12 protein-coding genes are annotated in these 14,445 nt (G+C 61.6%); 10 read left to right on the top strand and 2 right to left on the bottom strand.

Features of this window, described 5'->3' with window-relative positions; all coding sequences use genetic code 11:
* The first annotated feature begins 7 nt into the window (after positions 1-7).
* Positions 8-1,519 carry an FAD-dependent oxidoreductase gene (locus GBM95_RS04375; protein ID WP_152157969.1) on the top strand — a complete coding sequence of 504 codons (1,512 nt, stop codon included), beginning with the start codon at positions 8-10 and terminating at the stop codon, positions 1,517-1,519.
* Positions 1,520-1,701: 182 nt separating this feature from the next.
* Positions 1,702-2,556 (top strand): DMT family transporter, encoded by an 855-nt coding sequence (locus GBM95_RS04370; protein WP_152157968.1) that lies wholly within the window; start codon positions 1,702-1,704, stop codon positions 2,554-2,556.
* Positions 2,557-2,634: 78 nt separating this feature from the next.
* Here GBM95_RS04370 and GBM95_RS04365 read toward each other — a convergent pair whose 3' ends face one another.
* A complete protein-coding gene (locus GBM95_RS04365; RefSeq protein ID WP_152157967.1) occupies positions 2,635-3,822 on the bottom strand; it encodes a M20 metallopeptidase family protein in 1,188 nt (395 codons plus the stop codon).
* A gap of 212 nt (positions 3,823-4,034) precedes the next feature.
* Between GBM95_RS04365 and GBM95_RS04360 the strand changes: the two genes are divergently transcribed.
* The 4 genes from GBM95_RS04360 to GBM95_RS04345 all read left to right on the top strand — a co-directional run bounded on the left by GBM95_RS04360 (position 4,035) and on the right by GBM95_RS04345 (position 9,419).
* A complete protein-coding gene (locus GBM95_RS04360; protein WP_152157966.1) occupies positions 4,035-4,565 on the top strand; it encodes a methylated-DNA--[protein]-cysteine S-methyltransferase in 531 nt (176 codons plus the stop codon).
* A gap of 125 nt (positions 4,566-4,690) precedes the next feature.
* Positions 4,691-5,179, top strand: coding sequence for a MarR family winged helix-turn-helix transcriptional regulator (locus GBM95_RS04355; protein WP_152157965.1), 489 nt, complete (start codon positions 4,691-4,693; stop codon positions 5,177-5,179).
* Positions 5,176-6,324, top strand: coding sequence for an efflux RND transporter periplasmic adaptor subunit (locus tag GBM95_RS04350; RefSeq protein WP_152157964.1), 1,149 nt, complete (start codon positions 5,176-5,178; stop codon positions 6,322-6,324). The genes GBM95_RS04355 and GBM95_RS04350 overlap by 4 nt, the downstream gene beginning before the upstream one ends.
* Before the next feature lie 2 nt (positions 6,325-6,326).
* Positions 6,327-9,419 (top strand): efflux RND transporter permease subunit, encoded by a 3,093-nt coding sequence (locus GBM95_RS04345; RefSeq protein WP_152157963.1) that lies wholly within the window; start codon positions 6,327-6,329, stop codon positions 9,417-9,419.
* A gap of 85 nt (positions 9,420-9,504) precedes the next feature.
* Here GBM95_RS04345 and GBM95_RS04340 read toward each other — a convergent pair whose 3' ends face one another.
* Positions 9,505-9,933, bottom strand: a complete 429-nt coding sequence (locus tag GBM95_RS04340) for a rhodanese-like domain-containing protein (protein WP_152157962.1) — start codon at positions 9,931-9,933, stop codon at positions 9,505-9,507.
* 256 nt (positions 9,934-10,189) lie between these two features.
* Here GBM95_RS04340 and GBM95_RS04335 point away from each other — a divergent pair, with 256 nt between their 5' ends.
* From GBM95_RS04335 to GBM95_RS04320, 4 genes are all read left to right on the top strand, one after another.
* Entirely contained in the window at positions 10,190-11,011 is an 822-nt protein-coding gene (locus GBM95_RS04335; protein WP_152157961.1) for an SDR family NAD(P)-dependent oxidoreductase, read from the top strand.
* Positions 11,012-11,280: 269 nt separating this feature from the next.
* Positions 11,281-12,294, top strand: a complete 1,014-nt coding sequence (locus GBM95_RS04330; protein ID WP_152157960.1) for an ABC transporter substrate-binding protein — start codon at positions 11,281-11,283, stop codon at positions 12,292-12,294.
* A 245-nt stretch (positions 12,295-12,539) separates the two neighbouring features.
* Positions 12,540-13,424, top strand: a complete 885-nt coding sequence (locus GBM95_RS04325) for an ABC transporter permease (RefSeq protein ID WP_152157959.1) — start codon at positions 12,540-12,542, stop codon at positions 13,422-13,424.
* Positions 13,425-13,466: 42 nt separating this feature from the next.
* Entirely contained in the window at positions 13,467-14,258 is a 792-nt protein-coding gene (locus GBM95_RS04320; protein ID WP_152157958.1) for an ABC transporter ATP-binding protein, read from the top strand.
* The last annotated feature ends 187 nt before the right edge of the window (positions 14,259-14,445 follow it).

The raw sequence follows: 14,445 nt of genomic DNA, 5'->3' as shown, positions 1-14,445 counted from the left end.
ACACATCATGACGGATGCTAAGCATGGAACTCAGCGCCGCGCGCTTCTCAGAAACGGTCTTTTCGGCATGGCTGCGGCGGCGGCCGGCGGGGCGGCCATGGCCGCGCCCGGAGCGGCAGTGAAAAAGGATGCCGGTGCCGAGGAATACGACATCGTGATTGTCGGCACGGGCTGCGCCGGCCTTTCCGCCGCCATTGAGGCGGCCGACATCGGCGCGAAGGTGATCGTGCTCGAAAAGATGCCGGTTCCCATGGGAAACACGATTTACGCGGGCGGAAACTTCAACGCCGCGGGTACCTGGGTGCAGGCGCGCGACGGCATCAAGGACGACGTTGAGTCGTTCTATAAGGACATGGTGAAGGTTTCCATGAACCGCTGCGACATGGATCTCATGCGCATGTTCTGCGACGAGTCCGCGGGCGTCATCAGGTGGCTCACGGACCGCTGCGGCATTCAGTGGAAGCCCCTCGACTATCAGATCGCGCCGATGCTCGGCCGCTGCCACGAAGTGACGGGCAAGGTCCAGCCGGGCGGCTCCCAGCTCACGATCCAGATGCTCGCCGAAGTGAAGAAGCTCGGCGTTCCCGTGCACTACGGCGAAAAGGTGATTGAGCTCACGCACGACGAGGCGCTTCGCTGCACGGGCGTTTCGACCCTCGACTCGAAGGGCGTGCGCAGAACCTACCGCGCCCGGGGCGGCGTTGTGCTCTGCACGGGCGGGTTCCACAACAACAAGGACATGCTCACGCGCTACATGGGCGGGTCGGTCGCCTGGATGCCGCTTCGCGGCTCCGTCTGCTGCACGGGCGAAAACGTCACACTTACGGCGCCCTTCTTCCCCAACTACGTCAACATGGACCAGTTCCATGCGGGTCCGATTCACGCGAAGACGCGCGCCAATCCGTCCAACATGGTGAATTTCGGCATCTGCGTGACGCCTGAGGGCGAGCGCTACATCGACGAAGGCCAGACCTACGTCTTCATCGCCCAGAATACCCCGCGCCGGATTCCGGAAAACCGCGCCTTCATCATTCTCGACTCGCGCGTCAGGAAGGAGCCGATCGTCGACCTTCGCTTCAAGCGCTACGAAAAGGCGAAGGCGCCGATCTACAAGGCCGACACGATCGAGGCGCTCGCCCGCGAAGCGGGTCTTCCTCCGGAAAAGCTCGCCCGCACGGTGAAGGAATTCAACGAAGCCTGCCGCAAGGGCACGCAGACGAAGCTTGCGGTGCCGAGCACCATGGAAAAGCCCCGCACCATTGAGGAAGGTCCCTTCTATGCGTTCGAGTTCTCGGGCGGCATGACGGCCACCTTCGGGGGTCCGAAGATCAACCGCAAGGCCGAGGTTCTCAATCTCGAGGGCCGTCCGGTTCCGGGTCTTTACGCTGCCGGGAACGCCATCGGCGGGCTCTTCTACGACAACTACCTCGACGGCTCGCAGCTCACTGCCGCCGTGATCTGGGGGCGCGTCGCAGCGCATGAGGCGCTTGCCCGCGCGAAGGCAGGGACCGCCGCGTAACCGGGCCTGAGGATCCTTTTTTCTCCTTTTCTTCCTTCAGGATTTTCGACTTTTCCCCGTGGGTCAATTTCGGGGAGAAGGCCATCGGAATCCTTTGAGTTCTCTGACTCCGGAGCGTCCGGTCGTGCCCCGAAAGGACGCTTTGGAGTCAGAGTCTTTTTTTCTGCTTTGAAAGAACGTCTATGCAGAGCCTCTGGATGCTGGCGGCAGCCTTCTTCACCTCACTCACGGCCGCCTTCGCCAAATCGGGCGCAGCGGATTTCGGCGCCTGCGAACTTCTTCTCTGGCGATCCGTCTTTGCCGTGCTTGCGCTCGCCGGCTGGTCGCTCATTGCCGGGAAGACGCTCCGGACCAAGCATTTTGCGTCCCACATGAAGCGAAGCTTCCTCGGGACCCTGGGCACCGTCATCTGGTTCTGGACCCTCGGGATTCTTCCGCTCGGGGCCGCCATGACCCTCAACTACATGAGTCCGATCTACATGGCGGCCATTGCCGCCTTTGCGGCTTTGAGACTGGGGAGATGCCCGGATATGAGGCTCATTGCCGCCGCTGCCGCAGGGTTTGCGGGCGTCCTCATTGTTCTCCGGCCGGATTTTTTGTCTGCCGAGGCGCTTCCGTCCCTGATCGGCCTCACGGCCGGGATGTTCTCCACAGCCGCCTATCTGCAGATCCGGGCGCTCATCCGCGAGGGTGAACCCGAGTGGCGGATCGTCTTCTACTTCTCTCTCTTCGGAGTAGCCTTCGGCCTTCTGGGGACGCTCCTTTTCGAGGGCGGGCTCACGCGCATCACGACGGAAAACATCCTGCCGCTTCTCGGGATGGGCCTCTGCGCGGTGCTCTCGCAGCTCTCGCTCACGCTTTCCTGGGGTGCGAGGAACCCGCTCGTCACGAGCATTCTGCAGTTTTCCGCCATTCTTATCGCTGAAGGCATCGGATTCCTCGTTTTCGGCGAGAACGTATCGATCGCAGCCGCCTTCGGGACTGCGCTCATCATCGCCGCGGGAAGCGCTGCAGTTGTGATTTCTCGCAGGAAGTAATCGCGAAAGCGTTCAAAAGAAAATGCCCGGAGCGTCATTTCCGTCCGGGCCCTCTTGTCTTAGAGGAGACTATCGAACTCACGCTTTGAGCGGCAGCCGCGCCTCAACAATCGCGCGGAAGGCTTCGACGGAGTTTGCAAGCGCGAGGTCGTTGAAGTCGAATCCCGGATTGTGAAGCGCCGCCTGGTGATCCTTGTCCCTCAGGCCCACCTTCATGTAGACCCCGGGAACGGCTTCGCTCATGAAGGCGAAGTCTTCGCCGCCCATCGAGGGCTTTGCGTTCGTGACGACGTTCTCGTCGCCGAAGACGGGCTTCAGAGCGTCGATTGCCGCGAGCGCGAGCTTCTCGTCGTTGATCTGCGGCGGATAGCGCCTCTGGTAGTCGAGCTTCACGACGCCGCCGAAGGTGGTGCCGATGCCGGAGGTGATTTCGTTGAAGCGCTTTTCAATCAGATCGCGCACCTTCCCGTCGAACGTGCGGATCGTGGCGGAAAGCTCCACGCGCTGCGGAATGACGGTGGGGGCGAGCGGGTCGCCCGCATGCACGTAGCAGCAGGAGACGACGGCGGAGTCGTTGGGGTCGACGCGACGCGAGACGATAGTCTGAAGCGCAAGGATGAGTTCGGCCGCTGCCGGCATCGGGTCGATCGCTTCCTGGGGACGCGCGCCGTGGCCGCCCCGGCCCTCGACCGTCATGTAGGCGATGTCGACCGACGCCGTCATGGGGCCGGGCTGAAGTAGAATGGTGCCCAGGTCATGCGAGGGATCCCCGTGAATGGCGTAGACCTCCTTGCAGGGGAAGCGTTTGAAAAGCCCGTCCTTGATCATGAGGTCGGCGCCCGCCCAGCCTTCTTCTCCCGGTTGGAAGATGACGGCCACGGACCCAGCAAAGTCGCGGTGCTTAGACAAATAGAGCGCTGTTGCGAGCGCCCCCGCCGTATGGCCGTCGTGGCCGCAGAGGTGCGCGCACTTTTCGACTTCGCTCGTCCAGGGGTTGTTGGTTTCGTCCTGAATGGGAAGCGCGTCCGTGTCGCCGCGCAGTCCGATCATGGGCCCGTCCTCGCGGCCTTTGATGAGCGCAACGACGCCGTTCTTTTCAACGCGCTTCACGCGGTCGACGGGAAAGGTCGAAAGGAAGGCCTCAAGCTTTTCTGCCGTCCGGGCGGTATCCATGCCGATTTCCGGATGGCGGTGGAGATCGCGGCGGAATTCAATAATGCGCTCGGCATCCTCGCGGCCGAGAAGCGCTTCAAGCGTGCGTGGCATCTGGGGAAAGCTCCTTAAAGAAAACCAAATCAGAATTTCAGAGTGCTCCCATTATGGGCCCGGGAAAGAAAAGCGGCAGAAGTGGCCGCGGCCGGAAGCTGATCCATGTCCTCCCGGCTCCGCTCTTTCTCGTAGGCCGGGCCGGCCCGGGCGAGCCCGCGTATGATGAGGAGCATGCCGAACGCTTCGAATGTTTGTCAGGAGTTTCTTCCATGGTCGATCCGCTTCTCCAGAATGCCGTCGTTTCAACGCGCAAATTCACGCTTCCCTGCGGCACGCTCCTTCTCGGCGCCGTTGACGGGAAGCTCGCCTTCTGCGACTGGGAGTCGGGATGGCATCGCGCGACCGTTCAGAAGCGGATTGATCGGTTTCTTAAGGGCCCTTATGAAGCCCGGCTAGACCCGCTCCTCGACCGCACGGAGGCGGAGCTTCGCGAATACTGGGAAGGGAAGCGCCGCACGTTCGACCTTCCGCTCCTCTTTCTCGGCACCGATTTCCAAAAGGATGTCTGGAATGCGCTTCTCGACATTCCCTGGGGAGAAACCGTGAGCTACGGCGACCTTGCCCGCAGGATCGGACGCCCGAAGGCTATGCGCGCCGTGGGAGTGGCCGTCGGCGAAAATCCCTTTTCCATCATTGTTCCCTGCCACCGGGTGATCGGGAAGGACGGATCCATCACGGGCTACGGCGGCGGGCTTGATGCCAAGCGGATGCTTCTCGGGATTGAGGGCGTCGCGATCTGAGAGAACCCGGGCGCCGGTCCGGGGAAACACATTTTGAAATGATTCGGTGTCTTTGCCGGATCTCAGAGGAGACGCTCTGCGAATAATATTTCGGAAAACGAATTGTTTTGAATCCGAAAGTTTCCATGACAGACGCTTCCTCTCCTCCCATAACGCTCCTTTTCGACCTTGCATTCGTGCTCCTTGTCCGGGGAGCAGAGACGCCGGACCAGGTTTCGGACGTGCGTTCCGGCCGGATATCCATCGCGAAGGGCCGGATTCTCTCGGTCCTCGCGCGGCAGAGCAAAGGGCCGGAAGACGACAAAAAGGCATTTCGGCTCAAGGACCTTGCGGAATTGACGGGCTTCGCGCCTTCGACGGTATCGGAGGCCGTTGAAGAACTTGCAGCGCTCGGGCTCCTCACGCGCGAGCGGCTTCTGACCGACCGGCGCACCGTGGCGATCCGCATTACGGAAAAAGGGCGCAAGTGCACAGTCGGGAAGGAACTTGCCGCTCTCTGGGAGGAGGCGACGAATGGGATCCCGACGAGCGACCTCGAGGCTTTCTGGCGGGTAGTGGAGGGCGCTTCCGGGAAGCTCGAAAAATCAACCGAACGTTCTATTTTGAAATCATGATGAAGCTGCACGCTTTCTTTTCGCTTTTCGCCCCGGGCCTCTTTTCGGGCGTTCTTTGCCTCGGCTTTCTCGCTCCGGGCGCTTTCGCTGCTTCTCCGGACGCACCGTCCGGAGCGCCGGGCATGGCCGTGAAGGCCCCGGCAGTCGCCGCGGGGAAGGTCTTTGCGGTCGACGCTCTGCCCGGGCGCCGGTATTCCGCGCGGATCGTGTCTCCGGCGGTTGTGAACATTACGTCCCGCATTTCGGGCGAGATCATCGAGGCGCCTTTTGCCGAAGGCGGGCGGGTGAAGAAAGGCGACGTCCTTTTCCGGCTCGACCCGGTGCGCTATGAGGCGGCGGTAAAGAGCGCCGAAGGCGCAAGAAGGGAGGCGGAGGCTGAGCTCGAGTATGCAAAGCGGTCGCTCGCGCGCGTCAAGAAGCTCTGGGAGCAGAATGCTGAGAGCCGCGACGCCTATGATGCGGCGGTGCGGACCGCAAAGACTGCGGAAGCAGCGCTCCTCGCGGCGGAAGCCGATGAGACGCTCGCCCGGGATGATTTGAAGCACGCGGTGATCGCCGCACCCTCGGACGGGCGTGCGGGCGTCGCCGCCTTTCCGGTTGGAAGCTGGGTGACGTCTTCGTCGGGAGCCCTCACGACCGTGGTGGCGACCGATCCCGTGCGCGTGCGGTTTGCGGTTTCAATGAAGGATGCGGCCTCGCTTTTCGGATCGGTTGAAAAGCTCCGCGAGGAAGGAACGGCGAGGATTACGCTAGCTGACGGAACGAAGCTCGCGGAGGCCGCGCGCATTGCGTTCACCGACAACAGCGCGGGAGCGGACACCGATACGCTCGATGTTTATGCCGAGATCTCGAATTCCGATGAGGCGCTTGTTCCGGGGAGCACCGTCGCCGTCGAGCTTGAGCGGAACGCCAGGGGCGGCGCGCTCGGCGTTCTTCCGTACGCAGTGATGCATGACGAAAAAGGCGCCTGGGTCTGGGTGGTGACGAAGGAGAACCGCGCGGAGAAGCGCCGGGTAGAGGTCGAGTGCACGACGGAATCCGCCGCGATTGTTTCCTCGGGGCTGAGCGCCGGCGAAACCGTCATCACGGACGGGACTCATAAGCCTCGTGAAGGCGAACCCGTGCGGATTGTCGAAGGAGAGTGACGATGCTCTCGCGAATCTTCATTCTCAGGCCGAGGCTCGCGGCGGTCCTCAACATCATCATCACGCTCGCCGGCATCATCGGCCTCATGAATCTCCCGGTTGAGGAGTACCCCAACATTGCGCCGCCGTCGCTCTTTGTGTCGGCGAGCTATACGGGTGCGAGCGCGGACGTGGTTGAGCAGACGGTCGGGATGCCGATCGAGGACGAGATAAACGGCATCGACGATCTGCTCTACTTTTCGTCGACGAGCTCCAACGACGGCTCATACAGCTGTTCCGTTACCTTCAGAACGGGAACGGATACCGATATTGCGCTCGTCAACCTCCAGAATGCGGTGAAGCGCGCAGAGGCGCAGCTCCCCTCAGAAGTCACGCGAAGCGGGATTCGCGTTGAAAAGCGAGGCGACGACAATCTCGGCATGATCGCCTTCATGACGGACGGCACGAAGCTCTCGCAGTCCGACCTCGTCAACTACGTGAACGATACGTTGAAGGACGCGCTCGCCCGCGTGGAAGGCGTGTCGTCCGCGGAACTCATGTCGAACCGCTGGAGCGCGATGCGAATCTGGCTTGATCCCCTGCGTCTCGCGGGGCTCGGGCTCTCGGCCGAGGATGTGAGGGCGGCGGTCGAATCGCAGAATCTCGCGGGTGCGGCGGGCTCCATCGGCTCCGAAGGCGCTAGCGATTGGATCACCTATAAGCTCAACGTCACCGGGCGCCTCAAAACCGTAGAAGAGTTCGAGAACGTCGTCGTCAGAACGGATCCGGAAAAGGGCAGGCAGGTGCTCCTCAAGGACGTCGCCCGGGTCGAGCTCGGGAGCGTTTCCTATGCGGGCAAAGTCATGCATAACGGCCAGGAGTCCGTGGGCCTCGGGCTCTACCGGGCGCCCGACGCCAATGCGCTCTCGACCATGAACCGCGTGAAGGAGGAGCTCGAGCGCTGGAAGCCCCGCTTCCCCGAAGGCGTCTCCTACGTCTTCGGATACGATCCGACGGAATTCATCCAGGTCTCGATGGAAGAAATGGCGACGACGCTCGTTGCGGCGCTTGCGCTCGTCGTCGGGGTCACCTGGCTTTTCTTAGGCGACTGGCGCGCGACCCTCGTTCCCGCATCCGCCATTTCGGTGTCGCTTCTCGGCGCCTTTGCGGGCCTCTATCTCCTCGGGTTCTCCATCAATACGCTCACGATGTTCGGCCTCATTCTAGTGATCGGGTCGCTTGTCGACGACGCCATTGTGGTGGTGGAAAACACGCAGCGCCTGATTGACGAAGGGCTCGAACCCCGGGCGGCCGCCCAAAAGAGCATGGGAGAAATCACTGGCGCCGTCATTGCGACCACGCTCGTCACGATCGCCTGCTATGCCCCGCTTCTTTTCTATTCGGGCATGACGGGCGAAATCTACAAGCAGTTTGCGGCGAGCATGTGCATTGCGCTCACGCTTTCAACCGTCGTTGCGCTTACGCTCTCGCCGGCCCTCTGCGGCCTCATCCTTCGCCGTCGCGAGGCGGGCTCGGGCGGGTTCCTCCTCCGGGCGGCCGAATCCGGGCTCGGGTGGCTCCGCGACCGGTATCTCGGAGGCGTGGGCGTTCTTTTGAAGCACATGACCCTGTCGCTCCTCATTTTCGCCGGGGTCTGCGCGGGCGTGTGGCTCCTCTACCGGAGTCTGCCGGCATCGTTTCTCCCCGCTGAAGACAAGGGCGTCGTGATGGTCAATATGGAGCTCGCACCCGGAGCGGCGCAGGTCCGCACCGAAGCCGCCATGACCGGGATGCGCGAGAGAATCGCGGCCATCCCGGGCGTGCGCTCCACCATGACGATGTCGGGCATGAGCATGATGAGCGGCTCGGGCGAAAACGTCGCCATGTGCATTGCGGACCTTGACGCCTGGGACAAGCGCACGGACCCCGAGCGCTCAATCGCAAGCATCATGACGAAGATCCGGAGGTCGACGGAAGACATGGCTTCTGCCGAAGTCACGCCTTTTGCGCCGCCTGCGATCATGGGACTCGGAGCCATGGGCGGCGTCTCCTTTGAGCTCTGTTCAACCTCTGGGACGACGCCTTCAGAACTTGCCCGTACCGCTCAGGGCATCGCCGACGAGCTCGCGAAGTCGGGCGCGGTGCGTTCCGCCATGACGAGCTTCCGCGCGGACACGGTGCAGCTTCGCTTCACGCTCGACCGTGCGAAGGCCGAACTTCTCGGCGTTTCGGCGCAGGACGCCTATTCGGCGCTCCAGAATGCGCTCGCCTCGTACTACATCAATGACTTCACCATGAAGAACAACAACTACGAGGTCATCATGCAGGCGGAGCCCGGCTACCGCGCCAATGCCCGGGACATCGAGGAAATTTCGGTCGTCAATTCGTCCGGACATCTGGTGCCCCTCTCCGCTATCGGGTCGGTCTCCTACGAGACGGGCGCGCGGGAGCTCTCGCGCTTCAACAAGATGAGCTCGGCCTCGATGAACGTGCAGACCGCTGAAGGCGCGAGCGAGGGCGAAGTCTTCTCCGTCATCGAGGCGCTCAACCTCCCCGAGGGATTCACGATTGAGTGGACGGGCTTGAGCCGCCAGCAGGTGGAGAATCAGGGGAGGATCGTGCTCTTCACGGGTCTCGCGCTCCTCTTCGCCTACCTCTTCCTCGTTGCGCAGTACGAGAGCTGGATGATGCCGGTATCCGTGATGCTCTCCGTCGTCTTTGCGCTTGCGGGCGGCCTTCTCGGACTCAAACTCGCCGGGCTCGACCTCAGCATCTACGCGCAGCTCGGGCTCGTCATGCTGATCGGGCTTTCCGCAAAGAGCGCCATTCTGATGGTGGAGTTTTCGAAGGTGAAGCGCGAGTCCGGGCTCCCGGCCGATGAAGCCGCCCGTGCGGGCGCCTCGCAGCGCTTCCGCGCCGTCATGATGACCGCCTGGTCCTTCATCTTCGGCGTCCTCCCGATGGTGTTTGCGACGGGGGCGGGGTCGGGCAGCCGTGAGGCGATCGGCGTAACGACCTTTTCCGGCATGCTTCTTGCAAGCATCATCGGGATCTTCTTTACGCCCGTCTTCTACGCGTTCCTCGAGCGCGTGATGGATCGCTTCAGCAGGAAGTAAAGCGGGAAGCGCGGGAAAAGAAAAACCCGGCAGAGCTTCTGAAGGCCCTGTCGGGTTTTTCTGTGCTGAATGACGTCAGGCGCGATCAGCGGACGAGACCGTACGGCCACTGGCTCGTGCCGTACATGTTGTAGACGTGCTTGTAGCCCGATTCAACGAGAATGCGCGAGGCTTTTTCAGCGCGAACGCCCGAGCGGCAGATCACGAGGACCTTGTCGTCGACGTTCGGAATCGCCTTGAGGCGCATGCCGGGCGTGAAGGTCGAGAGCGGCACGTTGACCGAGCCCTGAATGTGGCCGGAGGCGAATTCGTCGGGTTCGCGGACGTCGACCACGGTGACGCCGGCTTCAATCATCTTCTTGGCTTCCGCCGGGGCAACCTTCGCGTACGCGGGGTTCGAGTAGGTAAGGGGAACCGCAGGCTGGGGGTTCACGGGTTCAAGCGCCTGGGCGTTTCCGGCGATGCCGACGGAAAGGGCGGCCGCCGCACAGGCGGCGCTGATTTTCTTCATCATGATGAAATTCTTAAAAAATGAAAAACGTTATGGAGGGACGAAGCACGCAATGCGCCTCGAGTCTGCTCCGGAATTGCGGTGATTCTCTCACGAAGCGGTTGCATGAGGCTTAAAGCTTTGCAGCAGGCATCGACTTCGGACAGCGTTCTGCATGGATTTCCATGCCGCTGCTTCATTTCATATGAGAGAGCGCCTGGAATTGCCTGCCAAACCGGAATATGCTTTTCCGTTTCCAGAAGACGAGACGGAGAGAGAAATGATTCAGCCCGGCAAAGTTCGACGACTCGCCGTCATCACCGGGGCTTCGAGCGGCCTCGGTACCGAGTTTGCGCGGCTTGCGGCCGCAGACGGCTTTGAGACGCTTCTCATCGCGAGGCGCATGGATCGCCTTCAGGCGCTCTCTAGCGAACTGAAGAAAAAGTACGACGTTGAGGCGCACGTCCTCGGGCTCGACCTCACCGAACCCGGCGCGCCCGGACGCGTGATGGAGGCGCTCGACGCCATCGGTCTCGTGCCCGACGTGCTCGTCAACAACGCGGGCTTCGGCGCCTTCGGCCCCGCGCTCGACATGGATCCGGCGCGACTGAGGCGGATGCTCGAACTGAATGCCGGAGCGCTCACGGAACTCTCGCTTCGCATCGGGCGCGAAATGCGGGACATGGGACGAGGCCGCATCATGAACGTCGCTTCCACGGCCGCCTTTCAGGCTTGTCCCTATCTCGGGGTTTACGGCGCCACGAAGGCTTACGTGCTCTCCTTCACGGAGGCGCTCGCCGAAGAGCTCCGGGGCACTGCCGTGACCGCAACGGCCTTCTGCCCGGGGCCGACGAGGACGGAATTCGGCGACGCGGCGGGGCTCGCGAAGGAGAATGCCTTTGATCTCTGCGAACTCGAAAGTGCGGAGCGTCCTGCTGATGCTGCTGCCCGCACGGGCTGGGAAGGCATGATGGCGGGGAGACGCATCGTGATTGACGGCTGGGGAAACCGCGTGATCGCGCGCCTTGCCTGGGCGCTTCCGCGCGGCATTGTTTCGCGCCTTGCGGCATTCGTTCTGAAGCGCCTTAAAACCGAGTCCTGAAGTCCGCCTTTTTCCCGACTGAAGCGCGTCTTCTCATTTGGGTTTCCTCGAATCTGCGCTTCAAAATCTTCATTAATGTTGCGTCTCCTTCGGTAGCGCTAAGGATTCCTATCTAGCGCGGAGGTGAAGGGGTCGGAAAGAAGAGCCCGGGGCTCGCGCATAATGAGATGAAGCATCTGAAGCCCTGATCGCGGGAGACCGGCTCTATTGATCCTTCCCGGCAGGGCGGCACGGAATCCAAACCCGAAGACCGAAGAGGACGAATTCAAATGGAGATATCCACGCTTACCCGCCGCGGGCTCATTGCTGCGGCTGTTGCGGGCGCGCTCGCGCTTGCGGGCTGCGGCGACAAGGGAGCGGCTCCGGCCGCGAATACCGCCGCGAAGGCTGAGCTTACGCCCATCGGCATCGTGCAGCTCGTCGAGCACAGCGCGCTTGATGCGGCAACCCGCGGCATCGTCGACGCCCTTGCTGAACGCGGCTACAAGGACGGCGTCAACATCAAGCTCGATATTCAGAACGCTCAGGGCGACCAGTCGAATCTGCACAACATCGCCAACCGTTTTGTCTCCAACAAGGACAAGGTGATCTTCGCCGTCGCGACGCCGGCCGCTCAGGCAGTGGCAACGGTCGCGAAGGATACGCCGATCGTCGCCACGGCCATCACGGACTTCGTGGCCGCGAAGCTCGTCAAGTCCGACGCCGCTCCCGGCGGCAACGTCACGGGCGTCTCCGACCTCGGCCCCATCGCCGCGCAGTTCGATCTCCTCATGAAGCTCGTTCCGAACGCGAAGACGATCGGCACGATCTACAACTCTTCGGAAATCAATTCCGCCTACCAGGTCGATATCCTCAAGAAGGCTGCGGCTGAGAGGGGCGTCGAGGTCCTCGAAGCCACGGTTTCCAGCGTGAACGACATTCAGCAGGCGGTGGCGAGCCTGAAGGACAAGGTCGAAGGCCTCTACCTCCCGACCGACAACGTCATCGCTTCCGCGGTGCCGGCCCTTGCCAAGGTTGTGAACCCCGCGAAGATCCCGACCGTTGCCGGCGAAATGGGCATGGTGGGCGCAGGGTGCCTGGGCTCCATCTCGGTCGACTACTATGAACTCGGCAGGATGACAGGCCAGATGGGCGCCGACATCCTCGAAGGGAAGAAGAAGCCCGCGGATACGCCGGTCGAACACGTGAAGACGGGCATTCCCGTCTTCAACATGAAGACCGCAGAGGCGATCGGCCTCGCGATCCCTGAGGAACTCAGGAAAGGCGCGAAGCTTTTTGAGTAGCGCCTCCCGAAGGCGCCGCGCCTGAAATAGAGCGGAGCAAGAGCGGGGAGCTTCCCATCAAACGGGAAGCTCCCGCCCGGAGCTCCGCTTTATTATTTTGATTTTGAAGAGGCCGTCCGGAGAGCCTGATTTGTCCGGAGTTTGTTTTTAAAATTTCATTTTTTCCACCAAGAAAACCAATGGCGCGTTTCTCAAGGCTTCGAAAAAGCTTTACCGCGCCGGCGCGTACCTAGAAAGGAATTTTCATGCTAGATCTCATCCTCTCCACAGTCGGTCAGGGCCTGCAGTGGTCCGTTATGGCGCTCGGCGTCTTTCTGACCTTCCGCATTCTCGACATTGCCGACCTCTCGGTCGAAGGCACCTTTCCGCTCGGCGCTGCGGTTGCCGCGACTGCGATCACCTCGGGGCTCGGCCTCCCGGCGGCCTTCCTCCTTGCGCTCATCGCGGGTTCGCTTGCCGGCGCCGTTACCGGGTGGCTCACGACAAAGCTCAGAATCCCGGCGCTCCTCGCGGGCATTCTCACGATGATCGGGCTCTATTCGGTGAACCTTCACGTGATGGGAAAGTCCAACATCGGGCTTCTGCAGGATGAGACGGTCTTCACGATTCTTGAAAACGGCCTCGGACTCTCCGTTTCGCTCTCGGGCCTCATCGTCGGCGCCATCTTCGCCGTCATCGTTTCCGTCATCATCTACTGGTTCTTCGGGACTGAACTCGGCACCGCCATCCGCGCGACGGGCTTCAACCAGCAGATGGCGCGCGCTCAGGGCATCAGCACCAACACGATGATCGTCTTGGGCCTCGTGATCTCGAACGCCCTCGTGGCGCTCTCGGGCGCTACGGTCGCTCAGGCGAACGGCTTTGCCGACGTCGGCATGGGCGTGGGCACGATCGTGATCGGCCTGGCCTCGGTCATCATCGGTGAAGTTCTCTTTGCGCCCAAATCCTTCAAGACGAGCCTCATTGCCGTCATTATGGGCTCGATCATCTATCGTCTCGTCATCGCCTTCGTCCTTGAGATGGGCATGCCTCCCAACGACCTCAAGCTCTTTACGGCCGTGCTCGTCGCCTTCGCGCTTGCGCTCCCGCTCATCAAGGGCAATCTCGCGGGGATGAAGCGCCGCGCCTGATGCAGGGTCTCTCAGAAACGAATTCAAAGGACGAAACGAAAAATGCTCGAAGTCAAAAACGTACACAAGACTTTCTTTGCCGGCACGGCCAATGAGAAGAAGGCCCTCCGCGGCGTCACCTTCACGCTCGATGACGGCGACTTCTGCACGGTGATCGGCTCGAACGGCGCGGGTAAGTCGACCACCCTCAATGCGATTGCCGGGGTCTTTCCGATCGACAGCGGCAATATCGTGATCGACGGCACGGACATCACGAAGATGCCTGAATACAAGCGCGCCGCCTTCATCGGCCGCGTCTTCCAGGACCCGATGAAGGGCACCGCCGCCGGCATGATGATTGAGGAGAACCTCGCCATCGCCGACCGCCGCGGCCAGCGCCCGACCCTTCACTGGAGCGCGAGACCCGAGCGCACTGAATACTTTACGAAGCTCGTGGCGAGCCTCGGCCTCGGGCTCGAAAACCGCATGACGGCGCACGTGGGCCTGCTTTCAGGCGGCCAGCGCCAGGCGCTGACGCTTTTGATGGCGACGCTCGTGCGCCCGAAGCTTCTGCTTCTCGACGAACACACGGCGGCCCTTGACCCCAAGACCGCCGCCAAGGTGCTCGACATTACCGAGCGCATCGTGAACGAGCAGAAGCTCACGACCCTCATGATCACGCACAACATGAGGGACGCGCTCCGCTACGGCAACCGCCTCATCATGATGCATGACGGCCGCCCCATCCTCGACGTGAGAGATGAGGAAAAGGCAAAGTTGACGCCCGTGGATCTCCTCAAGTTCTTTGAAAAGGCAGGGGACGGCGTGTCGGACAAGATGCTTCTTGCGAGCTGACCGCACGCAGTAGAGCGCTGAAGAATAAGCGGAAGATTTTCCATGACGGAGTCTTCCGCTTTTTCATGAAAATGCACGATTGTTACTTAAGGAAGGTCTGAGCAAGTGCCAATTTTTATGACTGCAACCGGAAAATCCGGACCCAACACATAAATTCGGTTGTTTACAGTCTAAAAATTGGCAGTTT

This window comes from Sutterella seckii, assembly GCF_009183815.1.
In the GTDB taxonomy this organism is placed as follows: domain Bacteria; phylum Pseudomonadota; class Gammaproteobacteria; order Burkholderiales; family Burkholderiaceae_F; genus Sutterella; species Sutterella seckii.
The sequence above is the reverse complement of the archived record's forward strand: the minus strand, read 5'-3'. Positions and strand labels throughout refer to the sequence as shown.